Source organism: Thermoanaerobaculum aquaticum (assembly GCF_000687145.1).
GTDB classification, from domain to species: domain Bacteria; phylum Acidobacteriota; class Thermoanaerobaculia; order Thermoanaerobaculales; family Thermoanaerobaculaceae; genus Thermoanaerobaculum; species Thermoanaerobaculum aquaticum.
The window spans coordinates 212,347-234,968 of sequence record NZ_JMFG01000002.1 but is presented as its reverse complement, the minus strand read 5'-3'; the positions used below and the strand labels follow the sequence as shown (position 1 = coordinate 234,968).

Annotated in this window: 25 protein-coding genes and 2 tRNA genes; 5 read left to right on the top strand and 22 right to left on the bottom strand. The window is 63.4% G+C overall.

Going from position 1 to position 22,622, the window contains the following annotated elements; translation table 11 throughout:
* A partial coding sequence (locus EG19_RS01295; RefSeq protein ID WP_152543838.1) for a transglycosylase SLT domain-containing protein occupies window positions 1-1,914 on the top strand: 1,914 nt, incomplete at its 5' end.
* On the opposite strand, the gene EG19_RS01290 is transcribed toward EG19_RS01295, so the two are convergent.
* On the bottom strand, window positions 1,902-2,531 hold the full coding sequence (locus EG19_RS01290; protein ID WP_038046444.1) for a hypothetical protein: 630 nt from the start codon (window positions 2,529-2,531) through the stop codon (window positions 1,902-1,904). The genes EG19_RS01295 and EG19_RS01290 overlap by 13 nt on opposite strands.
* 23 nt (window positions 2,532-2,554) lie before the next feature.
* On the opposite strand from EG19_RS01290, the gene EG19_RS12155 reads away from it, so the two are divergent.
* From EG19_RS12155 to rsmI, 3 genes are read left to right on the top strand one after another with little or no spacing between them, the layout of a single operon-like run.
* Window positions 2,555-3,436 carry a nitrilase-related carbon-nitrogen hydrolase gene (locus tag EG19_RS12155; protein ID WP_161685251.1) on the top strand — a complete coding sequence of 294 codons (882 nt, stop codon included), beginning with the start codon at window positions 2,555-2,557 and terminating at the stop codon, window positions 3,434-3,436.
* A complete protein-coding gene (locus EG19_RS01280; protein WP_038046443.1) occupies window positions 3,414-4,241 on the top strand; it encodes an NAD+ synthase in 828 nt (275 codons plus the stop codon). Before EG19_RS12155 ends, EG19_RS01280 begins: the two co-directional genes overlap by 23 nt.
* Window positions 4,238-5,101: a 16S rRNA (cytidine(1402)-2'-O)-methyltransferase gene (gene rsmI, locus EG19_RS01275; protein WP_200867094.1), complete on the top strand. Its 864-nt coding sequence runs from the start codon at window positions 4,238-4,240 to the stop codon at window positions 5,099-5,101. Before EG19_RS01280 ends, rsmI begins: the two co-directional genes overlap by 4 nt.
* On the opposite strand, the gene EG19_RS01270 is transcribed toward rsmI, so the two are convergent.
* From EG19_RS01270 to EG19_RS13315, 10 genes are all read right to left on the bottom strand, one after another.
* The gene (locus EG19_RS01270) at window positions 5,065-6,087 is read right to left on the bottom strand and encodes a hypothetical protein (RefSeq protein ID WP_038046441.1); all 1,023 of its coding nucleotides are present in this window, start codon (window positions 6,085-6,087) and stop codon (window positions 5,065-5,067) included. The genes rsmI and EG19_RS01270 overlap by 37 nt on opposite strands.
* 104 nt (window positions 6,088-6,191) lie before the next feature.
* Window positions 6,192-6,545, bottom strand: a complete 354-nt coding sequence (locus tag EG19_RS01265; protein ID WP_038046439.1) for a TraR/DksA family transcriptional regulator — start codon at window positions 6,543-6,545, stop codon at window positions 6,192-6,194.
* Between the two features lie 20 nt (window positions 6,546-6,565).
* Window positions 6,566-7,039: a 23S rRNA (pseudouridine(1915)-N(3))-methyltransferase RlmH gene (locus EG19_RS01260; protein ID WP_038046437.1), complete on the bottom strand. Its 474-nt coding sequence runs from the start codon at window positions 7,037-7,039 to the stop codon at window positions 6,566-6,568.
* Complete coding sequence (locus EG19_RS01255; RefSeq protein WP_053334730.1) at window positions 7,036-7,941, bottom strand: sigma 54-interacting transcriptional regulator; 906 nt, start codon at window positions 7,939-7,941, stop codon at window positions 7,036-7,038. The genes EG19_RS01260 and EG19_RS01255 overlap by 4 nt, the downstream gene beginning before the upstream one ends.
* On the bottom strand, window positions 7,938-8,306 hold the full coding sequence (rsfS, locus tag EG19_RS01250) for a ribosome silencing factor (protein WP_038046562.1): 369 nt from the start codon (window positions 8,304-8,306) through the stop codon (window positions 7,938-7,940). Before rsfS ends, EG19_RS01255 begins: the two co-directional genes overlap by 4 nt.
* The gene (gene nadD, locus EG19_RS01245; protein ID WP_038046435.1) at window positions 8,296-8,964 is read right to left on the bottom strand and encodes a nicotinate-nucleotide adenylyltransferase; all 669 of its coding nucleotides are present in this window, start codon (window positions 8,962-8,964) and stop codon (window positions 8,296-8,298) included. Before nadD ends, rsfS begins: the two co-directional genes overlap by 11 nt.
* The gene (obgE, locus tag EG19_RS01240) at window positions 8,961-9,950 is read right to left on the bottom strand and encodes a GTPase ObgE (RefSeq protein ID WP_038046433.1); all 990 of its coding nucleotides are present in this window, start codon (window positions 9,948-9,950) and stop codon (window positions 8,961-8,963) included. Before obgE ends, nadD begins: the two co-directional genes overlap by 4 nt.
* A gap of 104 nt (window positions 9,951-10,054) precedes the next feature.
* The gene (rpmA, locus tag EG19_RS01235) at window positions 10,055-10,312 is read right to left on the bottom strand and encodes a 50S ribosomal protein L27 (protein WP_038046432.1); all 258 of its coding nucleotides are present in this window, start codon (window positions 10,310-10,312) and stop codon (window positions 10,055-10,057) included.
* Window positions 10,313-10,321: 9 nt separating this feature from the next.
* Window positions 10,322-10,639 (bottom strand): 50S ribosomal protein L21, encoded by a 318-nt coding sequence (gene rplU, locus EG19_RS01230; RefSeq protein WP_038046431.1) that lies wholly within the window; start codon window positions 10,637-10,639, stop codon window positions 10,322-10,324.
* Window positions 10,640-10,739: 100 nt separating this feature from the next.
* Window positions 10,740-11,168, bottom strand: a complete 429-nt coding sequence (locus tag EG19_RS13315; RefSeq protein WP_152543837.1) for a hypothetical protein — start codon at window positions 11,166-11,168, stop codon at window positions 10,740-10,742.
* 903 nt (window positions 11,169-12,071) lie between these two features.
* Between EG19_RS13315 and EG19_RS13310 the strand changes: the two genes are divergently transcribed.
* Window positions 12,072-12,377 (top strand): hypothetical protein, encoded by a 306-nt coding sequence (locus tag EG19_RS13310; protein WP_152543836.1) that lies wholly within the window; start codon window positions 12,072-12,074, stop codon window positions 12,375-12,377.
* A gap of 123 nt (window positions 12,378-12,500) precedes the next feature.
* Here EG19_RS13310 and mqnC read toward each other — a convergent pair whose 3' ends face one another.
* From mqnC to EG19_RS14375, 11 genes are all read right to left on the bottom strand, one after another.
* Entirely contained in the window at window positions 12,501-13,571 is a 1,071-nt protein-coding gene (gene mqnC / locus EG19_RS01220) for a cyclic dehypoxanthinyl futalosine synthase (RefSeq protein WP_038046427.1), read from the bottom strand.
* A complete protein-coding gene (locus tag EG19_RS01215; protein ID WP_038046425.1) occupies window positions 13,564-14,361 on the bottom strand; it encodes a menaquinone biosynthetic enzyme MqnA/MqnD family protein in 798 nt (265 codons plus the stop codon). The genes mqnC and EG19_RS01215 overlap by 8 nt, the downstream gene beginning before the upstream one ends.
* A 5-nt stretch (window positions 14,362-14,366) precedes the next feature.
* Window positions 14,367-15,752, bottom strand: a complete 1,386-nt coding sequence (rho, locus tag EG19_RS01210; RefSeq protein WP_081799810.1) for a transcription termination factor Rho — start codon at window positions 15,750-15,752, stop codon at window positions 14,367-14,369.
* A 24-nt stretch (window positions 15,753-15,776) separates the two neighbouring features.
* Entirely contained in the window at window positions 15,777-16,358 is a 582-nt protein-coding gene (yihA, locus tag EG19_RS01205) for a ribosome biogenesis GTP-binding protein YihA/YsxC (RefSeq protein WP_053334729.1), read from the bottom strand.
* An 11-nt stretch (window positions 16,359-16,369) separates the two neighbouring features.
* On the bottom strand, window positions 16,370-18,766 hold the full coding sequence (gene lon / locus EG19_RS01200) for an endopeptidase La (RefSeq protein WP_053334728.1): 2,397 nt from the start codon (window positions 18,764-18,766) through the stop codon (window positions 16,370-16,372).
* A gap of 35 nt (window positions 18,767-18,801) precedes the next feature.
* Entirely contained in the window at window positions 18,802-20,046 is a 1,245-nt protein-coding gene (clpX, locus tag EG19_RS01195) for an ATP-dependent Clp protease ATP-binding subunit ClpX (RefSeq protein WP_038046423.1), read from the bottom strand.
* Between the two features lie 21 nt (window positions 20,047-20,067).
* Window positions 20,068-20,682, bottom strand: coding sequence for an ATP-dependent Clp endopeptidase proteolytic subunit ClpP (clpP, locus tag EG19_RS01190; RefSeq protein ID WP_038046421.1), 615 nt, complete (start codon window positions 20,680-20,682; stop codon window positions 20,068-20,070).
* A gap of 2 nt (window positions 20,683-20,684) precedes the next feature.
* Window positions 20,685-21,947 (bottom strand): trigger factor, encoded by a 1,263-nt coding sequence (tig, locus tag EG19_RS01185; RefSeq protein WP_038046419.1) that lies wholly within the window; start codon window positions 21,945-21,947, stop codon window positions 20,685-20,687.
* 11 nt (window positions 21,948-21,958) lie between these two features.
* Window positions 21,959-22,044 (bottom strand) — tRNA-Leu (locus tag EG19_RS01180).
* Between the two features lie 11 nt (window positions 22,045-22,055).
* A tRNA-Lys gene (locus EG19_RS01175) sits at window positions 22,056-22,131 on the bottom strand.
* Window positions 22,087-22,605: a glycosyltransferase family 9 protein gene (locus EG19_RS14375; RefSeq protein WP_407702144.1), complete on the bottom strand. Its 519-nt coding sequence runs from the start codon at window positions 22,603-22,605 to the stop codon at window positions 22,087-22,089. Before EG19_RS14375 ends, EG19_RS01175 begins: the two co-directional genes overlap by 45 nt.
* Window positions 22,606-22,622: the final 17 nt, after the last annotated feature.

Here is a 22,622-nt window from a genome sequence, read left to right as displayed (position 1 = left end):
CCCGCCGCCCCTCACCTCCGCCCCGAGGTGGCCCTCACTGTGGCCCGGGCGGCCGCCAAGGAGGGCCACTACCAGCAAGCCTTGAGCGTGCTGCGCCAAGCGCTCCCCCAGGCCGGAGCTTTGGCGGAGATCCTGCGGCTGGAGGCGGCGCAACTGGAGTTAACCCGGGGCCGGGACCCCTACCCCCATTTGGCCCCCGTGCTTTCACCGCGGGCTCCGGCAGCTCTCCGCCGCCGGGCCGAGGAGCTAAGCCTGCAAGCGGTGGCCACCTTGCCGTTGCCAAAAGCCAAAGCCTGGCGGGCTCGGGCGCTCCCGACGCCGCTCAAAAGACACGTGCGGGGCCTTCTGGCGCAAAGGCAGCACGATGTGGCTGAAATGCTTAAGCTGCTTTCCGAAAAGCCCGATGACGCGGTGGCTTTCCAGTTGGCCCGGAACCTTGCGGATAAAAGCCTCTCCCGGGCCCAGCAGGAACTGGTGGCCCGCGCCCTTTTTCAAGTGGGTCACTGGCAGGAAGCCCGCAAGGTTTTGGCCAAAATTCCCTATCAACCCAGCGAGAGCTTCCCCTTGACCTTCCTTCGCGCCCGCACCGCCTACCGGCTGGAAGCCTGGGAAGAAGCCATCACCTGGTTTGCCCTAGCCGAGCTGATCACTACCGACCCCGAGGAAAAGGCTTCCTGCTGGCTTTTTGCTGCCCGGGCCTGGGAACAGCTGGGCCGCGAGGACTGCGCGGAAAAGCTCTATCACCAAATCGTGCAGTTGCGACCGGAAGCGGTGGAGGGGTGGACGGGGCTTTTGCTGCTTTTGGCTCGCAAAGACCAGGGTTGGCCGGCGGTGGAGGCGTTGGCGCAAGCACCACCGCTGGTTCGCCAGGAGCTCACCCCCCGCCTGTGCGCCGCTTTGGTTTGGCGCGGAAAGCTAGCCCCCGCCCAGCACCTGGTCGCCCAGAGCGCTTCATCCCAGCCTGCCTTCCAGCTCTGCCGGGGCGTTTTGGCCCTCCACCCAGGCAAGCATGAGGAAGCCCGGAGGCTATTGGGCCAGGTCCTGGCCAACCCGCAGGCGGGAAGGCTCCGGGAGCTTGTGGGGCTGGTGCTCCCCTTGGCAACGCCCAGCGGTTCTCCCCCGCCTACCCGCAATCTTGGCGAACTGGCCCACTTGGCTGTGGAAGGCGGGGTTTCCACGGCAAGGCAGGCGCTCCTCGCCGCCCTCCGCCAGGACCCTGACTTTGCCCCGCTTTTTTCCGGAAACCTCCCGCCCCCAGCTCTACCCCCGGCGGTGGCCGGCATGCTGGAAGCCGGGTTTGCCGAAGACGTGGCTATGCTGCTGCCCCACCTTTTGCCGCAAAACACCCCTTCGGAGCTGGCCTGGTCGGTGGCCTTTTTAGCTGAAGCCGGAAACTTTCGCGAGGCAGCGCGGCTTTCTGAAAAGCTCTGGTCACAGGTGGGGCCCATCCCCGCGTTTTTGTTGCCCGATGAGCTTTTGGTCCGCATGTTCCCCAAAGCCTTCACCCGGCTTTTGCCGGAAGCGGCTTCGCCGTTCTCTGGTTTGCTTCTGGCCCTGGCCCGCCAGGAATCGCGTTTTGACCACCGCGCCCTTTCTCCGGTGGGGGCCCGGGGGCTGTGGCAGCTGATGCCGGCCACCCTCGCGCGGCTGGCGCCCGAACTTGCCGGTTCCTCCGGGGAAGAAGCCCACCGGCTGTTGGCCCTCCGCCACCTGCAGTCCTCGGCAAAACGGTTGGGCAATGACCCTTTGCTTTTAGCTGCCGCTTACAACGCCGGAGATTCCTGGGTGGAGCTGTGGCTGGGGCAGGACGCAGCTCCTCACCCGCTTTTTGCCTTGGCAGTCCCTTACGCGGAAACCCGCAGCTACCTTCTAGCGGTGACCGAGGGTTTGTTCCTCTTCCGTCACCTGGAATAGCGGATCACCTCGCCCCGGCGGGCCAGCTCCTCGGTCCAGGTCTGCACCTGTTCCAAGAGCTTCTTTTCCTTGACCAGGGCTTCCAGCTGCGGGCGAACCTGCTCCAAAGGGGGCGGTGGGCCTTGCCCTGCTGGCCACCGCGGGAGAAACTCCTGCCGGTAGTAGGCCTCCAGCTCCCCTTGGGTCACCCGCAGCGAGGGGGCAAACCACTTGGCCACGTAGGCTTCCACCAGCGCCGCCCTTTGAACGAGCCGTACCAGCTCCCCCTGGCTAAACCCCTGCTCCGCCAGCTTGCGGCTAAGCTCTTCCTCACCTCCCGCCTGCGTCACCACCCTCTGCCAGGCAGCCTGCCAGTCATAGCTCACCCGCTGCTCCAGGCGAGCCTCCACCAGGTCCTGGTACCTGAGCTCCAGGGCAATGAGCGCTTCCAGCACGGCCTTGCGGTAGCTGGCTTCGTCCTCCTGGGGCATCTTGGGGACGATGCCGGCAATTTGCGCCAGCTCCACGTCGGAGGCCAGGATGGGCACGCCGTTCACCAAAGCCAGAACCCGCTCCACCTCCACCGCGGTGGAAGAACCCAAAAGCCACAGCCCCAAGGCCAGTCCCAAACCGCCCATGCCCTCATGCTACACTGCTTGCGGTGACGGCCTTGAGTGACTCGCAGCGGGAACGCGTGACTGTAGCCCTGGCCCAAATCGCCACCTGTCCGGGTCAGCTCACCCACAACCTTCAAGCTCACCTTTGGGCCCTGGAGCAAGCCAGGAAAGCTAAGGCGGAGCTGGTGATTTTCCCCGAGCTTTCGCTTTCCGGCTACCTCCTGGGTCACGGGGTCTTGGAGCTGGCCATGGACCTGGAGGACCCGAGGCTTGGGCCTCTGCGGGAAGCATCCCGGGACACCGCAATCCTGGTGGGTTTGCCGTTGCGGGAGGCCAGCGGCGGCATTGCCAACGCCGCCGTGCTTTTCCACGGCGGGCAGGTGGTGGGCGTGCATCGCAAGCTCTACCTCCCCACCTACGGGATGTTTGACGAGGGGCGGTACTTCGTGCCCGGCCGCTCGGTGGCCCCTTTGCCTTGGCCCCGCGCCCATATCGGCGTGCTCATCTGCGAGGACGCCTGGCACCCCACCACCGCCAGCATCCTGGTGCAACGGGGCGCGGAGCTTCTGGTGATGGTGGCGGGAGGCCCCTCGGAAATTGGGGGAGACGACGTCCCCCAAGGGCTCAAGCGCTGGCATTGGATCGTGGGGGCCACCGCCATCACCACCGTTACCCCCACGTTTTTCGCCAACCGCTGCGGCTGGGAAGAGGGGATCTTGTTTTCCGGAGGCTCCTGGGCGGTGGATGGGCGGGGTCGCACCCTGGGTGGACCGGCCCCTGCCTGCGACCCCGCGGTCATCGTGGCCGAGGTGGATCTGGCCGCGGCCCGCCGCCACCGCACCCTGTCGCCCATCCCCCAGGCCGAGCGGTGGGAGCTGTGGCAAGCCGAGGTGGAGAGAAACCGTGACGAGCTTACCCGCAGTTGACATCCCGCTGCTTGCTGAGGTGTTGCAGCGCTTTTTGGCCGAGGAGCTGCGGGCCTCCGGCCTTTCCGGGTACGTCTGCGGGCTTTCCGGGGGCCTGGACTCGGCGGTGGCCGCGGCGCTAGCGGTGCGCGCCGTGGGTCCGGAAAAGCTGCGACTCCTGGCCCTTCCCGGTCCCACCTCCAGCCCCGAGAGCTTGGCCCACGCCCAGGAAGCGGCCAACACCTTAGGGGTTCGCCTGGAGCTCGTGGACCTCAGCGCCCCTTCCCGTCTTTTGGCGCAGACTTTGGGCTGCGAGGACGATCGTCTGCGTTTTGGCAACCTCTTAGCGCGCTTGCGGATGGTGGCGCTTTTTGACGCCGCCCGCGCCCACGGCTTGCTGGTTCTGGGAACCTCCAACAAGAGCGAGATCCTCCTGGGCTACTCCACGCTTTTTGGCGATCAAGCGGCTTCCGTACACCCCCTGGGCGACGTGTGGAAAACCCACGTGTTTGCCCTGGGGGAGTACCTGGGAGTTCCCGCGGTGATCCTGCAAAAGCCCCCCACTGCCGACCTGTGGCCGGGACAAACCGATGCCGGTGAGCTGGGGTTTGATTACCTGGAAGCCGACCCCATCCTCTACTACCACCACGATCAGGGGCTTTCGGAAGCCGAACTGTGCGCCCAGGGTTTCCCGCCGGAACTGGTGGCCAAGGTGCTGGCCACCTACCGCCGTAACCGCTTCAAGTGGCGGCCCACGGTGATTGCCCGCGTTTCCGCCTCCTGCATTAACGTGGACCGCATCTTGCCCCGCAACCCCAGACCGTGACCCGGGCCATTCCCCCTACCTCGGCACCCGGAACGCTCTTCGTGGTGGCCACACCCATCGGCACCCTGGCCGACCTCTCCCCCCGGGCCCGGGAGGTTTTGGCCTCGGTGGCGGTGATCCTGGCCGAGGACACCCGCCGTACCAGCAAGCTCTTGGCGGCGGCAGGCATCAGCACCAAACTTCTGGCCTTCCACGAGCACAACGAAAGCAAAGTGCTGCCGGCCATTCTGGCCAAGTTGCAAGCGGGGATGAGCGTGGCGCTGGTTTCCGACGCCGGCACCCCGCTTTTGTGCGATCCCGGGTACCGCCTGGTGCGGGCCTGCAGGCTTGCGGGGTTACCGGTGGCTGCCGTGCCCGGTCCCTCGGCGGTGACCGCCGCCTTAAGCGTTGCCGGCCTTCCCCCCTATCCCTTTACTTTCCTGGGCTTTTTGCCGCCCAAGGGTGAGGCCCGCAAGCGCTTCCTGCGGCGCTTTGCCGGGCTTGATCACACGCTGGTGGTTTTTCTTTCCCCCCATCGCTTGTCAGCAGAGCTCGCCGACTGCGCCGAGGTTTTGGGTGGCGAGCGGGAGGCCTGCCTTTTGGCCGAGCTTTCCAAGGTGCACGAGCGCTGCGAGCACGGCACGCTGGGGGCTCTCGCTGAAAAAACCCACCTGGCCAAGGGGGAGTTCACCCTGGTGGTAGGACCCCCGCCGCAAGCACCGCCCAGGGAGCCCCAAGCCCACGAGGCTCAGGCCTTGGTCCGCGAGCTTTTGGCCCAGGGGCATTCGCCCGGGGAAGCCAAGAAGCTGGCGGCCGAAAAGCTTGGGGTTTCCAGGAAAAAGCTTTACGAGCTGTTGGAAGCGGCAAAAAGCGAGGCGTAAGCCAGCACCACCGGTGCCCAGGGCTCCAGCCCTTCGGCGCGCAGGGCCCCAAAGCGCAGGAGGTCAGCCACCACCGTCGCCAGCTTCTTGCTGGAAAAGCGCGCCGCCAGCCGGAAGCTTGCCTGCAGGGACCACGGGGAGCGGTCGGCAAGCCCCAGCTCCGGCATTTCTTGAGCTTTCGCCAAAAACTTGGGGTAAATGCGGGGTTTGAACTCCCGGGGGTACCAGGATGCCTGCGAAACCCTGGCGGGATCCAGTTCCCTGGCAAGCCCCGCCTCTTCCGCCAATACCCGCACGGTCAAAGCCGAAAGGCAAGCCCTGGTCAAAAGACCCGCCACCAGGTCCGCTGCTTTCCTCCCACTGGTTTCGGTGCCGCGAAACGTTGAAAGCACTGCGCCTTCGGCCAGCTGCGCCAGGTGGTAAGCCACCTGGGGCCACTTGCCGTCCTGGAGGGCCTTTTCCAGCTCGGAAGCGGTCAGGGTTTGACGACCGGCGCTCCTCCTTGCCGCCTCAGGGCTGAGCTCTTGGGAAGCCAGGAGGTCTTTGGCCGCTTGCACCAGCTGACGGGGCGAAAAGCCGTGGGTTTCAAAAAGCACGTCCAGCACATCCTGGTGGGCCAGAAGCTCGGGAGCCTCCTCCGCCAAAAGCTCGCGGAGCAACGCCTTTTGCTCCTGGGAGAGCCTCACCTCCTCCCAGGGCTTGGGGGCAGGGGGCAACGACAGGTGTTCCACCTCGCCCAGCGAGGCCAGGCCCTCGGCCAATGGGCCGCTGGGGGCTTCCGGAAGCTCGGCAAACAAACCCACCCACAGCACCCCGGCGGGGGAGGTTTTCAGCGTGGCCAAAAGCCCCTCCACGGCCTTGGGGGGCAGGGCAAAGTAGGCTTCGGCGTGGGGGATCAGAAACAAGCGCTCACCGGCAAAAAGCGAAGGGGTTTGCAGCTCCTGGCAGAGGTGAGCAAGCTCCCAGGGTGGGTCCACAAGCTGCACCTCACCTTCGGGAAAGGCTTGCCGGAACTGAGCTTCAAAGGCCTTCCTGGCCCTTTCCAGCAGGTATTCGTCGGGAGACGTGACAACGCGAAGGCAAAACGGCTTCAGATCTCACCCCGGTCCTGAAGTTCCTGACAGGCGAGGCAGTGCCTGGCCCAAGGGACCGCCGCCAAACGAGCCGGCTCGATGGCCTGCCCGCAGTGGACGCAAAGACCGTAGCTCCCGTTTTGCAGGCGCACCAGCGCCTCATCAATGAGCTTCAGGATCTTGCCCTCGTTTTCCGTAAGGGAAAAGGAAAACTCCCGCTGTAACGCGGAGGCGGCCCGATCGGCAATGTCTGGGGCTCCGGTTTTCCCTTCCACGCGGCCCAAAGCCCTGGCCCGAGCAATGCCGTCCAGGATTTCCTGCCTCTTGGCCTCCAACTCCTGCTTGATGGCTTCTAAGTTGGTAACGCTCACCGGATCCTCCAGGCGCGAGATTATACCTTAGCCCGGTGGTAGGAACCCCCAGCCAAAAGGTCCAAGGCGCGGTAAAGCTGCTCCATAACCAAAAGGCGCGCCAGCTCATGGGGCAATGTCAGGCGGGTCAGGGACCAGCGGACCTGGGCCCGCTCCAGCACCTCCGGGTGGAGCCCCAAATCCGAGCCAATCACAAAGGTCAGCGGCCCCAGGGGAAGGTGTACGTGCAGGAAGCTGGCCAGCTCCTCCGTGCTCCACTCCGTACCCCGCTCGTCCAGCGCCACCACCCGCTCCCTTTCGCCCAGCTCCCGCAAAATGGCCTTGGCTTCCCTGGCCAAGGCCCCTTTTGGGTCTTCCTTGCGCCCGGGCGCCAAAGGCAGGCGCCGCTCCTGCCAGTGGAGGAAGCGCTGCAACCGCTCACGGTACAGCTGGCAGAGCGCCTCCCATTGCGCTTCCGGGCGGGCGCCCACGTAGAGGAGCTTGACCTGCCTCACGGCTCTCGCTTCCAGCGGATGAGGGTCCTCCGGGACACCCCCAAAAGGCGAGCTGCCCGGGAGACGTTGCCCCCTTCCTGAGCCAGCACGAAAAGCGCGTAAAGCTTGCTAGCCTCCGCTAAAGGCAAAGCCTTTCTGGCAAGCTGAGGCAAGGCATCCTTCCAATCCCAGAGCGGCAAACGCAGCTCCCTGGGACCCACGGTGGAAGCCTGCGCCGACAACACCGCCCGCTGGAGCACGCCTTCAAGCTCCCGGAAGTTCCCCGGCCAGGGGTAAGCGCCAAGCAGCTTTTCCGCCTCGGCCTCCAAACGGAAGGAGGGGGCATGCTTGGCAAGCCAAGCCCTGGCGGTGGGGAGGATGTCCTCGGGGCGGTTTCGCAAGGGCAGCAAAAGCGCGTGGAAGCCAGCAACCCGGTGGTAAAGATCAGCGCGAAACTCGCCGGTTTTTAGCTTGTCCGCCACCCCAAAGCCCACCAGGGCAATGACCCGGGCCCGCAGCGGTCGCGGTTGGCTTCCCCCCAAGGGGGTAAAGCGCTGCTCCTCCAGCACCCGCAACAGCGCCGCCTGGGTGGCCGGCGTCAAGGCATCCAGGCGGTCTAGCACCAGGGTCCCGTCCCCCGCCTGCTCCAGCGCCCCGGGACGGGAGCGGGTGGCATCGGTAAAAGCCCCGGCCGTGTGGCCAAACAACTCCGAGGGCAACAGGGTTTCGGGGATGGCGGCACAGTCCACCACCACCAAGGGCTTGCCGGGCCGCGAGCGGCGGTGAAGGCGACGGGCCAAAAAGCTCTTGCCGGTGCCGGTTTCCCCTTCCAGCAGCAGAGGTAGCGAGGTGGGGGCCACCCGGGCCAGCTCCCGGGCGAGCTTCGCGGCCTCGGCGTTGAGGCTGCGGTATAGGGGCGTCATAGGCTTTGCGGCGGCCGAAGCGCAGCGGTGATATCCGGGGCATCCCCCCAGAGTCGCTCCAGGCCGTAGTACTCCCGCCGGTCCTCCTGAAAGATGTGCAGCACAAAATCGCCGTAGTCCATGAGGATCCAGGTGCCGTGCAGGTAGCCCTCCACCGACAGGGCGTGCACCCCGGCTTGCGCCAGCACCCGATCTACCTCGTCCGCCACCGCCTGCGCCTGGCGGCTGGAGGCCACCGAGCACAGTACAAAAGCATCGGCAATGGAGGTTTTTCCGGAAACGTCCAGGGCCAAAAGGTGATAGGCCTTCTTGGCTTCCATGGCCGCCACGACCTTTTGCAGCCGGGAGAAGATCTCAGCATCCATGGGAGACCTGATGGTACAAACCGTACTTCACGATCCAGCGGTGAACCTCGGGGGGAACCAATTCGGAAATGGTTTGCCCGGCTTGCAGGCGCTCGCGGATGAGGCTTGCGGAAACCGGAAACGGCTCATGCTCCAAAAGGTACACCAACTTGCGGCCAGGGGGTGGGTCGGGCACCGGCTCAAACAACCGCACCGGTGTCAAACGCTCCCTGAGGCGGGCAGGAACGAGCTCCAGGAGCTTGTCGCCCCACACCGTAGCCCGGTGGAGAACCACCAAATGAGCCAGATCAACAAGCTCCTGCCACCGGTGCCAGGTTTCGATTTGCGAAAAGGAATCGCTACCCAAAAGGAAGTAAACCTCCGATTCAGGGCAGCGACGCGTGAACTCCCGCAAGGTGTCCACCGTGTAGGTGGGCCCCGGCCGCCCCATCTCCAGGTCGGAAACAAAAAAACGATCGTAGGGCTGGGTGGCCAAAGCCAGCATGGCAAAGCGGTGGGAAAAGGGGGCCAGCACCGCCCCTTGCTTGTGCGGGGGATCAAAGGCGGGAATGAACACCACCTGGGAAAAGCCAAAGGTTTCAGCAGCCCCCACGGTGGGGACCAAATGGCCCAAGTGCACCGGATCGAAGGTGCCGCCAAAAACCGCGACCCGCCTCACGCTTGCCCCACCCGGCTGAAGACCTCCCGCAAAAGCTCCTCCAGCCCGCTGCCGGTAACAGCGGAAATCACCACATAGCTTAAAGCCAGTTTCTCGGCAAGCAAAGCCAGCTCCTCCCTTCGCTCCGGGGAGGTCATGGCGTCCGCCTTGGTGCCCACCAGAATCGTGGTGCGGGAAGGCAAAGAGGGGTCAAAAAGCGAAAGCTCTTGGCGGATCACCTCCACCTGTTCCCGAAGCGGCGTGGGCGAGGCGAGATCCACCAGGTGCAGCAGCATACGGCAGCGCTCAATGTGCTTCAAAAAACGGTGGCCCAACCCTGCGCCCATGGAAGCACCGGCGATGAGCCCAGGGATGTCGGCAAAAACCAGCGAGCGCTCCCCCCAGGTGACCACCCCCAAATGGGGCTCAAGGGTGGTAAAGGGGTAGTCGGCAATCTTCGGCCGGGCCGCGGAAACCCGGGAAAGGAGCGTGGATTTGCCCACGTTCGGCAGGCCCACCAACCCCACATCGGCAATGAGCTTGAGCTCCAGCTGCAGGTGCCGCTCTTCCCCCTTTTCCCCTTCTTCGGCGTAGCGGGGGGCCTGGTTTGTGGGGGTGGCAAAGTGCTGGTTGCCCCGCCCTCCCCGTCCCCCGCGAGCAACGATCACCTGCTGCCCAGGGGTCACGAGGTCGGCCAGGACCTCGCCGGTTTGCAAATCCCGAACCAGCGTGCCGCAGGGCACAAGCACCACCACGTCTTCCCCGGCGGCCCCGCTTTGGTTAGAACCTCGCCCGTGCTCCCCGCGCCTGGCCTTCACCACGTGCTTGTGGTAAAGGTGAGCAAGGGTGTTGTACTCGGGGGTGGCGCGCAAGATCACGTGCCCACCCCTTCCTCCGTCCCCGCCGTCGGGTCCGCCGCGAGGCACGAACTTCTCCCGGCGAAAGGACACGCAGCCCCGTCCGCCGTCCCCGGCCTTCACCAGAAGCCTTACTTCATCGAGAAACATGGGAATGCGTGACCAGCTTGACAAAAGGCCAAGACACAAAGCGCCTTTGGAGCGTTGGCTCCTGAGGCGCTAGGTTGATTGCAAGCTTGAGGCAAGACCTCGTGTTACGCGGCAGGTTCGATGGAAACGAACTTCCCCAGCCGACCCCGGTCGCGGAAGCGCACCCGCCCGGTAATGGCAGCATAAAGCGTGTCGTCGCCACCGCGGCGCACGCCTGCCCCCGGCTTCCAACGGGTTCCCCGTTGGCGAACGATAATGGTGCCGGGCAGCACCAGCTCACCGTCCCCCCGTTTGATACCCAACCTTTGGGCGTGGGAGTCACGACCGTTGCGGCTGGAACCCTGACCTTTCTTGTGCGCCATATCCCCTCCTCACGCCTCAATGGCGTCAATCCGCACCTCAAAGAGGTTCTGGCGGTGACCCTTGGTGCGACGGTACTGCTTCCGACGCTTTTTCTTGAAGACAATGACCTTTTCGCCCCGCAGCGGGCGGAGCACCGTAGCTTTCACCGTGGCACCAGCCACCGTAGGGTTGCCCAAGCGCACAGCCTGATCGGTGCGCACCAGCAAAACGCGGTCGAAGGTCACCTGGGTGCCGGCTTCCGCCTCGGGCCAAATCCGCTCCACAAGCACCCGCTGGCCCACCTCCACCTTATGCTGCTTGCCTCCTGCTTCCACAATAGCGTACATACGCTCCTCACCAAGCCCCTTAACGCAGGGGGAGGTTTTTTACCACACCGCCGCTTTTATGTCAAACGCCTGGGGCGGCGCTTTCCGTTTTACCCGCGGCTTAAGAGTCGTTTGGTGCCCGTCGAAGATCAAAAGCGTAAATGGCCACCGGGCCCGCCGTGAGCACGGGCGGCTCCAAGGCTTGGATCAGCTTGATGAAATTAGCGCGACCCGCGGGGCTCCGCCAAGGGGCGCAGGGGTATCCGGGAACAAGGCGGTGAAGCTCGCCCCAGTTAACCAGCAAATGGCTGAAACCCGAATTCCGAAACGAAAGCACCGCCTCCTCCGGTGTCTTGGCTGTCTCCATGAGTGCGGCCAACGGATGCTCATCAAATACCGAAGGAGCAACAAATCGTCGCGGAAACAAGAAACCGCGAGGCTCCCCCACGAACAGCACCCGCGCATTGTCCGGAAGAGCCCCCGCTTTCCTGAAGGCCGGAAACGGGTTGTTGACCACCAGGCGTTCCTCGATGGAAACCGCAGGCCCCATCAACGAGAACCCTCCCCACCGCCAGAGCTCCTGTCCACTCACAATGAAGCCAAGAAGGGCAGTCAGGCCCAACGCCAAACCCGAGGCAAGCTTGCTCCAGGCGGTTCGAGCGGCCGTAGGGAGAGCCAACAGGAATGGAGCAGCCCCGGCTAGGTACCGGGAAACCAAACCTACAAAGGGTGAGCCCAACAAACCAAGAGCACCTAAAAAGGCTACCATTAGCACCCGAGGGCTGCACACCAAACACACCGCCCCCACTCCGCTCAGGAAAAGCGGCAGCAAATAGGAAGCGTGGGGTAAAAAAGCCCGCACAAACGCCTTAAGAATTTCCGTTAACGGCAAGCCCTGGGCCACAACCCGCATCGCCTCACGATCTACAAAGGAAGCCCCGATTCCACGCCAGCCCAACGGGAGGAAAGGGTGTCCCAGGAGGATTAGGTTCTTGCTCCACCACAGCGACGTGCCCAGGACAAAACCCAAGGCTAGAAGTGCCCGATCCCGCCAGCGCCTTTGCACCACCAACCCCAACGCTGTAACCCCGGCCGCTACCGGAAATACCTGCAGCCGCGCTGCCACAGCAAAACCAGCAAAAAGGCCAGCCAAAGGGGAAGTGTGCGCTCGAAACAAGAGAACTGCACCGGTGGTCACGCCTAAAACGCCCCAACCTTCCGCAGCCGGCAGTGCCGGAACTAGAACGTAAAGCGGAAGAACAGGCAAGCAAAATCCAGCTAAGAACGCCAGCCGGCGCCCTCCCAAAAGGCGACAAAGAGTGTAAAGAGCCGCTCCGGCTAAAGTAAAAGCTAGAAGGTGAAGAAAAGCATAAGCGCGGGGCAAATTCACCACTAAAAACGGCAGGGCCGTAAGTTGCGCAAGAGGGGGACCCGCCGCGTAAATGCTTTCCGGATGGGCATGCCACCCACCTTCAAGCAGCGCTTGCCAGGGAAGCGCCAGGTGGTACACCAGCGCGTCGTAAAAAAAGGGCTGCGCCAGAGCCAGCGGGACCAACAGGAGGCTCGAAATCGCTGCCGGAAAAAGATTCCCCCATTGCCAACCGTTTTTACGCCAACTTCCAAAAGCCAGCAAAAGGAGACCCAAAAGCGCAAAAACCCATGGACGATAGAGATCACACAAGCCCAAAAGCAGGAGAAGAAAACCAACCGCTCCCGCGCCAAGCATGAAATCGAAAGGAAGCTTAAGGCCGGGAAATAGCGGCATCCGCATGGTGCGCCGCAGTCTGGCGCCAATTGCCGCCAGCAACCAGGCAAAAGCTACAGCTGCTAATGCGGACGGGCCAACTTCAAACCAAATTGCCACAAAGGGAGTTTAGCCCGTTTAGATCGGCTCGTATAACGTGCGGCGGCGCTTGGGGGTGAAGCCGGCGTCGCGGATTAAAAACTCCATGGTTTGCTGATCCAGGCGGTTGTAAACCCCCGCCGCGGCCACCACGTTTTCCTCCAGCATGATGGAACCCAGGTCATCGGCACCAAAGAAAAGCGAAAGCTGGCCAATCTTGGTGCCCTGGGTGAGCCACGAGCCTTGCACGTGCTGGAAGTTGTCCAACGCCAGCCGGCTGATGGCCAGGGTGCGCAAGTAGTCGTAGCCGCCGGAGGTGTCCACCTGCCCCTCCAGGGCGGTGTTTTCCTCTTGAAACGTCCACGGGATAAAGGCGGTGAAGCCCCCAGTTTGGTCCTGCAGCTCCCGCACCCGCAGGAGGTGTTCCACCCGCGCCTGGTAGTCCTCCCCCACGCCAAACATCATGGTGGCGGTGGTGCGCAAGCCCAAAGCGTGGGCTTCCCGGTGGACCTCCAGCCATTCGGCCGTAGAGGCTTTGGCGTGGGACCAAATGCGCTTGCGGGTTTCGTCTTCCAGGATCTCGGCGCCACCTCCTGGAATGGAGGCTAGCCCCGCGTCTTTGAGCCGGGCGATGACCTCGCGCACCGGCAGCTTGTGAACCCGGGATAAGAAGGCCACTTCGGGAGCGGAAAAGGCGTGAAGGTGGACCTGCGGGAAACGGTCCCGCAAGAAGCGCAGCATCCCTTCGTAAAAGTCCAAGCGCAAGGAGGGGTGAACCCCACCCTGGAGGAGGATGCCGGTGCCACCCGCCGCGACGGTTTCCTCCACCTTTTTGGCCAGCTCGGAAAACGGCAGGACGTAAGCATCGGGATCCGCAGGCTTGCGGTAAAAAGCGCAGAACTTGCAACGGTACACGCAAACGTTGGTGTAGTTGATGTTGCGGTCAATGATGTAGGTGACCACCGGCTCGGGGTTGTGCCGGAAGCGCACCGCCGAGGCTGCCTGCCCCAAATCGTGGAGCGGGGCCTCGTGAAAGAGGACCAGAAGCTCCTCGCCGCTTAACCGCGCCCCGCTTTCGGCCCGCTCCAGGATGGAAGCCACCCTACCCATGCCAAATACCCCCTTCTCGCTGGGGAACGAGGCCGCTTTCGGCCGCCAGCTTTAGGAACTCCTCCACCGCTTGCCGCTCCTCCTCCCCAAGCTGAAAATGCAAACGCCGCTCCAAATAGTCCCGGGTACGGGCGAGGCTGGCCCCGTGGGCGGCAGCCCACTGGGGCAGGAGCTCTTCCCAGTGCTGGCGCGCAAAGCGGTAGGAGGCCTCCAACAGCGGGAGCACCGCGTCACCCGCCGGGGGCCTTAAACCCCACACCGCAAAGACAAAGGGCTTCCCCCGCCACGCCATCCATTCCGCCGCCAAATCGCAGCGGTATAGCCCCGCGGCTCCGTCCACCGCCATGGCCGGGTCGCCAATTACCACCGCGGCTTCCGCTCGAGCCAGCATGGCCTCCACCGGTGGGTTGGCAGGAACCACCTGCGGTGCCACGCCGTATTTGGCTTTGAGCAACAGGCGAGCTAAAACCACCGAGGTGCGGGAAGCGGTATGCGCCGCCAGCACCCGCACCTTGGCAAGCGGCACCCGGGAAACCAGGAGCACTGAGGTGGTTTCGCAACGAGCGGCAATGCCCAGGTTGGGGTAGGCCACGATCCCCGGTAGCTGGGGGAGGGCCCCCACCGGCACCAACCCCACCTGGGCCTGCCCTTCCCGCAGCAGGTCGGCGCAGCGGGCTGGCTCAGCCACCGAAAAGGTGTAGGGAACGGGGGCAGGTAGCCCAGCCTCCAGCCCCGCCAACAGCGGTCGGGCGTTTAAGAACTTGACGCCAACGATGGCTACCGGCGGCAAAGGGCTTAGCCCCCCTGGGACATGGACTCCAAAAACTCACGGTTGGTGCGGGTGCGCTCCAACCGCTCCAGGAGCAGCTCCATGGCCTCCACAGTGGACAGGGGGGTGAGAACCTTGCGCAGGACCCACACGCGCTTCAGCTCCCAAGGATCCAAAAGCAGCTCTTCCTTGCGGGTTCCCGATTTGTTGATATCAATGGCGGGGAAGATGCGCTTTTCCACCAGCTTGCGGTCGAGGTGCACCTCCATGTTGCCGGTGCCCTTGAACTCCTCGAAGATCACGTCATCCATGCGCGAGCCGGTGTCAATAAGGGCGGTGCCGATGATGGTGAGGGAGCCGCCCTCTTCGATATTGCGGGCCGCACCGAAAAAGCGCTTGGGCTTTTGCAGGGCGTTGGAGTCCACACCACCGGAAAGCACCTTGCCCGAAGGGGGAACCACGGTGTTGTAGGCCCGGGCGAGGCGGGTGATGGAGTCCAGGAGGATCACCACGTCCCGCTTGTGCTCCACCAGCCTCTTGGCTTTCTCCAGCACCATTTCCGCCACCTGCACATGACGGTAAGCAGGTTCGTCAAAGGTGGAGGAGATGACCTCACCCTTCACCGAGCGCTGCATGTCCGTCACCTCTTCCGGGCGCTCGTCAATCAACAGCACGATAAGCACGATTTCCGGGTGGTTGGTGGTGATGGCGTTGGCAATGGCCTGGAGCATCATGGTCTTACCGGTGCGGGGTGGGGCCACGATGAGGCCGCGCTGGCCCTTGCCGATGGGGGTAAGGAGGTTCATGACCCGGCAGGTCATGTTCCCCTCCAGCTCCAGGTTGATGCGCTCCATGGGGTAGAGGGGCGTGAGGTTGTCAAAGAGGATCTTCTCCTGCGCCACCTCCGGCGGCTCAAAGTTCACCGCCTCCACCTTGATGAGCGCAAAGTACCGCTCCCCTTCCCGCGGGGGCCTAATTTGCCCCGAGACCGTATCGCCGGTACGCAGGTTGAACCGGCGGATTTGCGAAGGGGACACGTAAATGTCGTCGGGACCGGGGAGGTAGTTGTAGTCGGGGGCGCGGAGGAAACCGTAGCCATCGGGCAGGATTTCCAAAACGCCTTCCCCAAAGATCAGCCCCTCCCGCTCGGTCTGCGCTTGCAGGATTTTGAAGATGAGCTCCTGCTTGCGCATCCCCGCCGGGTTTTCCACCCCCAGCTCGCGGGCAATGTCGGTGAGCTGGCCGATGGACATGTCCTGCAAGGTGCGGATGTTGAGCCTTTCCCCGCCCTCGGAGGCAGCCTCGGCCTCTAAGGCCTCGTCCTCCACCACCACCGGAAGCCCTTCAGGGTTGGACTCTTCCCGCCGACGGCGGCCCCGCCGGGAGGTGTTGACTTTGTCGTCTTGAGCCATGTTCGTTACTCCTTTTTGCGTGTTTTATCCAAAAAGCGGCGTTGGAAGCCGCTCAGCAATGGCTTTGAGAAGCTCTCGCTTGCCTTCCCCGCTTTTCGCCGAGAACACCAACGGCAAATCTTCCAACTGGAGATCCCTCTGCACCCTCAGCCTTTCGGCCGCCAGGGCCCCCCGGCTTAAGGCATCGGCCTTGGTCAGCACCACCAGCACCGGCCTGGCGGCCTCCCGGCACAGGGCCAACAGAGCTTGATCTAAAGGCGAGGTGGGCACCCGGGGATCCACCAGGGCTACCACCAGCTTCAAGCGCTCTTCGTGCACGATGTAGTCGGTCACGTTGCGACCCCAGCTTTCCCGTTCGCTTTTGGCCACCGCGGCAAAGCCGTAACCCGGGAGGTCAACGAAAAAGCAGCGGTTGTTGACCAGGTAGTAGTTGAGGGTGCGGGTTTTGCCTGGGGTCTTGCTGACCTGCGCCAGCTTCTGCCCGAAAAGCGCGTTGAGGAGGCTAGACTTTCCCACATTGGAGCGCCCCGCAAACGCCACCTGCGGCCAGGGCTCGCGAGGTCCCTGGCGAAAATCCGCAACGCAGGCGCGAAGGCTCGCAAGCACAAGGCATCCCCCTAATGCGCGGGTACCGCCGAAGCATCACCCCTGGCTTGCTCGCTGGTCCCACCGGTAGCGGCAGGGAGCGGACCGTCCAACACCAGGGGCAAGAGATCGTCCATATGCGACACCAGGTGAAACTGCATCACCGACTTCACCTCCTCCGGGATTTCCTCCAGGTCCTTTTCGTTTTCCTGGGGGAGGATCACCTCGGTAATGCCAGCCCGGTAGGCGGCCAGCACCTTGTCCTTAATGCCACCCACCGGCAAAACCTTGCCCCGCAGGGTGATTTCCCCGGTCATGGCGATGTCCTGCCGCACCTTAACGCCGGCCACAGCCGAAAGAAGAGCTGTAGCCATGGTGATCCCCGCGGAGGGTCCGTCCTTTGGGATGGCCCCTTCAGGCACGTGAATGTGAATGTCGTGCTGCTCGAAGAAATCGGCAGGAATGGGCAAAGCCACCGCCCGCGAGCGCACGTAGGAAAGCGCCGCCCGGGCCGACTCCTGCATGACGTCGCCCAACTGGCCGGTGAGGGTAAGGTTGCCCTTCCCCTTCATGAGCGTTACCTCGGTGGCCAGGATTTCACCGCCCACTTCCGTCCACGCCAGGCCGGTGGCTACACCAATTTGGCTTTGCTTTTCCGCCCGGCTTACCCGGAAGCGCGGTTTGCCCAAAAGCTCGCCCACGCGCTCCTCGGTAACCACCAGCTCCGTGCCCGCTGGCAGCTTCTTGGCCAGCACCTCCCGGGCCAGCTTGCGGCAAATGGAGCCAATTTCCCGCTCCAGGTTGCGCACCCCGGCCTCCCGGGTGTAGCGCTCGATGAGCAGCTTGATGGCCTCGTCGGTGAAGCGCACCTTGTACTTGGACAAACCCTGCGCTTCGATTTGCTTTTTGATCAGAAACTCTTGGGCAATGTGGAGCTTTTCCTGATGGGTGTAGCCGGAAAGGTGGATCACCTCCATGCGGTCCAGAAGTGCCGGCGGGATGGTGTGGGTGACGTTGGCCGTGCAGATGAAAAACACCTTGGACAAATCGTACTCCACGTCCAGGTAGTGATCCAAAAACGCATGGTTTTGCTCGGGGTCCAAGGCTTCCAGAAGGGCAGCGGCCGGGTCCCCGCGGAAATCCGAAGCCAGCTTGTCCACCTCGTCCAGGAGGAACACCGGGTTGACGGTGCCGGCTTTCTTCATCATTTGGATGATTTGGCCGGGGAAGGCACCAATGTAGGTACGCCGGTGCCCCCGGATTTCCGCCTCATCCCGCACGCCACCCAGGGAAAGCCGCACGAACTTACGCCCCGTGGCCCGGGCAATGGATTTAGCCAGGGAGGTCTTGCCCACCCCCGGCGGGCCCACAAAGCACAGGATCGTGCCCTTGGGCTTCTTCACCAGCTGGCGCACCGCCAAAAACTCCAGGATGCGCTCTTTGACCTTTTCCAGACCGTAGTGGTCCTCGTTGAGGACCTGCTCCGCCCGCTTGATGTCGCGGATTTCCTTGCTGGCCTTCTTCCACGGCACCGCCAAAAGCCAGTCAATGTAGGTGCGGGACACGGTGGCTTCCGCCGACATGGGGGCCATGCCCTCCAGGCGCTTGAGCTCGGCCATGGCCTTTTCCTTGACCTCCGGCGGCATGCCCGCTTGCTCAATCTTCTTGGCCAGCTCCTCCAGCTCCTCTTTGGTGTCAGTGCGCCCCAGCTCCTCGTTGATGGCCTTGATCTTTTCCGAGAGGTAGTACTCCCGCTGGGCCTTTTCCATTTGCTTTTTGACCTTGGCGTTGAGCCGGCGGTCAATGTTGAGCTTTTCGATTTCCAAATCCAGGATGTCGTTGAGCTTTTCCAGGCGCTCCAGGGGGTTGATGGTGGCCAAAAGGTCCTGCTTTTCCTGAGTGGAAATGGCCAACACCGAGGCCATGGCGTCAGCAAAGCGCTCGGGGTCTTCGGTTTGCAGATCGGCCAGCACCCCTTCCGTGCCAATTTGCTGGGAAAGCCGGGCGTAGTTTTGGAAAAGCCCGGTGAGCTGGGCCATGTAGCGGGAAACCCGGGGGTCCTGCACGCGCTTGGGGGGGATGGGGATTACCTCGGCCTCAAAGCCCACGCCCTCCCGCTCCCGCAGCTCCTGCCACTTGCCGCGCATGAGCCCTTCCACGCCCACCTTGATGGTGCCGTTGGGGAACGTCACGTGCTGGAGGATGGTGGCGATGACCCCTACCTCGAAAACGTCGTTGGGACCAGGCTCATCTTGCTGGGGATCCTTTTGCGTGACCAAAAACAGCCGCTTGTCCTTTTCCTCGATGGCGCGCTTGAGGGCGGCTACCGACCCCGGGCGCCCCACCACAAACGCCGCCTTCATCCCGGGGAACACCACCATGTCCCTCAACGGGACTACAGGAAGCCACTCTCTTTTGATGTCCTGCATAACGTCTCCTTGTTAGATCAGAGAGCCGAAGCCGGCTAACCGGCTTTGCGGATGGAAGCCAGCGGGGCTACCCGCCGCTCCACGACCTCGCGCGTGATCACCAACTCCGTGATATCGGTGCGCGAGGGCACCTGATACATCACATCTAACATCAGCTCTTCCAGGATTATTTTCAAGCCCCGGGCCCCCACGTTGCGGGCCAAAGCTTCGGCCGCAATGGCCTCCAGGGCATCCTGGGTAAAGCGCAAGCTCACGCCCTCCAAACCCAGCATGGTCTCGTACTGCTTCACCAGGGAGTTCTTGGGCTCGGTGAGGATGCGGACCAAAGCCTTGTGGTCCAGCTCGTGGAGGGCGGCCACCACCGGAACCCGGCCCACGAACTCGGGGATCATCCCAAACTTGATGAGGTCGTCGGGGTGGACCTGCTGCAACAGCTCGGAAGCCGACTTTTCTTCGCGGGTGAGGATCTTGGCCTCAAAGCCCATGGATTTCTGGTTCAACCGCTTGGCCACGATGTCTTCCAGCCCCACGAAGGCTCCACCGCAAATGAACAGGATGTTGGTGGTGTCAATTTGGATGAACTCCTGGTGGGGGTGCTTCCGGCCACCTTGCGGTGGCACGTTGGCCACCGTGCCCTCCAGGATCTTCAAAAGCGCTTGCTGCACCCCCTCGCCGGAGACATCGCGGGTAATGGAGGGGGAATCCTGCTTGCGGGCGATCTTGTCAATTTCGTCAATGTAAACGATGCCCCGCTCGCAGCGCTCACGGTCCCCATCGGCCGCCTGGTACAAGCGCAGCAAGATGTTCTCCACGTCCTCACCCACGTAGCCCGCTTCGGTGAGGGTGGTGGCGTCCACAATGGTGAACGGCACGTCCAAAAGCCGGGCCAGGGTTTGCGCCAGCAGGGTCTTGCCGGTGCCCGTGGGCCCAATGAGCAAGATGTTGGACTTGGAAAGCTCCACCTCCGGCCGGGGCGTGGAGCTGAAGTAATCAATGCGCCGGTAGTGGTTGTAAACCGCAACCGCCAGCTTCTTCTTGGCCTGCTCCTGGCCAATCACGTACTGATCCAAAAAGGCCTTGATTTCCTCCGGCTTAGGAAGCCCCCGCTGGGACTCCCGGGCTTCCCTCGCCCGGTCCTCGGCAATGATGTCCAGGCAAACATCCACGCACTCGTCGCAAATGTAGACGTTGGGGCCAGCAATGAGCTTGCGCACCTCCCGTTGCGACTTGTTGCAGAAGCTGCAACGCAGCAAGTGTTCCCGACCTTCTCGAGTTACCATTGGGGCATCTCCAAGCCCATTCTACACCTTTTTCCCAGAAGCCGGCGCGGGCACCTCCCGGTGCGTGATCACCCGATCAATGATGCCGTACTCTAAAGCGTCCTTGGCTTCCAAGATGAAGTCCCGCTCGGTGTCGGCGTTGATCTTTTCCAGCGGTTGCCCGGTGTGTGCCGCCAGGATCTCGTTCAGGCGCTGGCGCAACCGCAGGATGTCCTTGGCGTGGATGTCAATGTCCGTGGCCTGCCCGCCCAGGCCAAAGGCCAGCGGCTGATGAAGCAAGACCCGGGAGTGGGGCAGCGCCATGCGCTTGCCCTTGGCACCCCCCGCCAACAGCACCGCCGCCATGGAAGAGGCCTGGCCCACGCAAATGGTGGCCACATCCGGCTTCACGTACTGCATGGTGTCGTAAATCGCCAAACCCGCGGAAATGGAGCCGCCGGGGGAGTTGATGTAAAGGGAAATGTCGCGGTTGGGGTTTTCCGCCTCTAAAAAGAGCATCTGCGCAATCACCAACGAAGCCACGTGATCGTCAATGGGCTCCCCCAAAAAGATCACGTGGTCCTTCAAAAGGCGGGAAAAGATGTCGTAAGCCCTTTCCCCGCGGGGTGTTTGCTCTACAACGATGGGTACCAGCATCGTTAGCCTTCCCCGAGCAGGGGCTCCAGCACCTGGGCCACCGCCCGCTCCCTACGAAGGATACCGCGAATCCGCTCCAACCCCCCGCTCTTGGCCAGGTTGCCCTTGAGCTCGGCAAAGGGGACGCCGCTTTCCTGGGCTTCCCGCCGCACCACGGCATCCACCTCCTCTTCGCCAACGTTCACGCCCAGCTCGTTGGCCAGCTGGTCCAAAAGCAGCTCCTCCCGCAACCGCTCCACCACCGAGGCTTGCAGTTTGGGGGCCAGTTCCTGCCAGTTCAGCTCCTCCACGTTGATCCCCTGCCGGTGCAACGACTCGGCGTAGCGAATGGCGGCCTTGCGGGTTTCCTCCTCCACCAGGCGGTCAGGCAGGGGCAGCGGTTGCTCGCCCCCCAAGTATTTGACCAAAGCCTCCCGGAAAACCTTGAAGCGCTCGCGCTTTTTGGCCTGCCGGAGGACCTCCCGCGCCTTTTCCCGGAGGCCGTCCAGCCCACCTTCTACCCCCATTTGGGTGGCCAGGGCGTCGTCCACCGGCGGCACCACCTTCCGCCGCAGCCCCTTGATTTTGAGCTTGTACTGCACGGGAACGGTGCCTTCCTCCCCTTCTCGAGCGACCTCCCGACGTGCCACCGTTTCCCCGCCAATCCCCAAGCCGCGCACCGCTTCCTCGATTTCCGGGTAAACCTCGCCGCTGCCCAGCCGGAAAACCGCCAGCTCTTCGCGGAAGGGATCCCCTCCCCCCTGGGGAAACTCGCCCTCCACTTCCGCTTCCACCAGCATCCCGTCCTCGGCTTGCCCCTCCTCAACGCCCTGCCAGCTGGCCTGACGCTCGGCCAAACCGTTGAGGAAGGCTTCCACCTCTTCTTCACTGGGTTCCACGGCAAACTCGGGGGGTTGAAACCCAGAAACCGGCGGCAGGGTCACCTCCGGGTAAACCTCAAACTCGCCGGTGAAGGCAAAACCACCGCCGTCTTCCCAGCGGGCCTCCACCACCCCCAGGGGCCCGGCCACCCGCAGCCTCTCGGTGGTGACAGCTTCATCCCACACCCGGCGCAGGAGGCGTTCTTCGGTTTCCTGGCGAATTTCCTGGGCAAAGCGCTTTACCACCAGGGCCAGCGGAGCCTTGCCCCGGCGAAAGCCAGGCAGCGCGGCGCTTGCGGCAAACTCCCGGGTTACCTGGGTGCGCACGCTTTCCGCTTCAGCCGCAGGAACGCTGGCCTTAAGCCTTACCAGGCAGGGGGACGGTCGTTCGATGTCGTAGGTCATGGGGATCCTCATGGTGCGAAAGGGGGGACTCGAACCCCCACGGGTGGCTCCCACGAGATCCTAAGTCTCGCGCGTCTACCAGTTCCGCCACTTTCGCGGGCGCATAGTTGGTGAGCCGCGTAGGAGTCGAACCTACAACCTAGGGATTAAGAGTCCCTTGCTCTGCCAGTTGAGCTAGCGGCCCACCGCCACTGGTAATAGTACTCACCAAACGGGCATCCTGCAAGTCCCCCGTAAGCAAAGCGTCGCAAGCCCGAAGTACCAACCCCGGGGGCAGCCGCTCCCAGCCGCAGCGGGCAAAGTCGGGAGCCTGGAGCACCAACCCCTGGGATGGGGCCGTGCGGGCGGGGGAGGTGGGGCCAAAAAGAGCAACCGTGGCGCAACCCAACGCCGCGGCCAAGTGGGTAAGCCCCGAATCGTTGCCAATGACCAGCCTGGCCCTGGCCAAAACCTGCGCCACCTCCCAGAGCCCCGCTTCGGGAGGGAACAACCGGGCCTTGGTTTCCCGGGCCAGCCAATGCCCCAGGGGGGCATCGCTGGGTCCTACCACCACCAGCACCTCAAAGCCCGCCGCCCGGAGCTGCCGGCCCACTTCCCGGTAGCCCGAGGGCGGGTAGCGCTTGGCTTCCGGCCCCAGGGAGCCGGGAAGCAATACCACCAGGTGCTGGGCTTTTT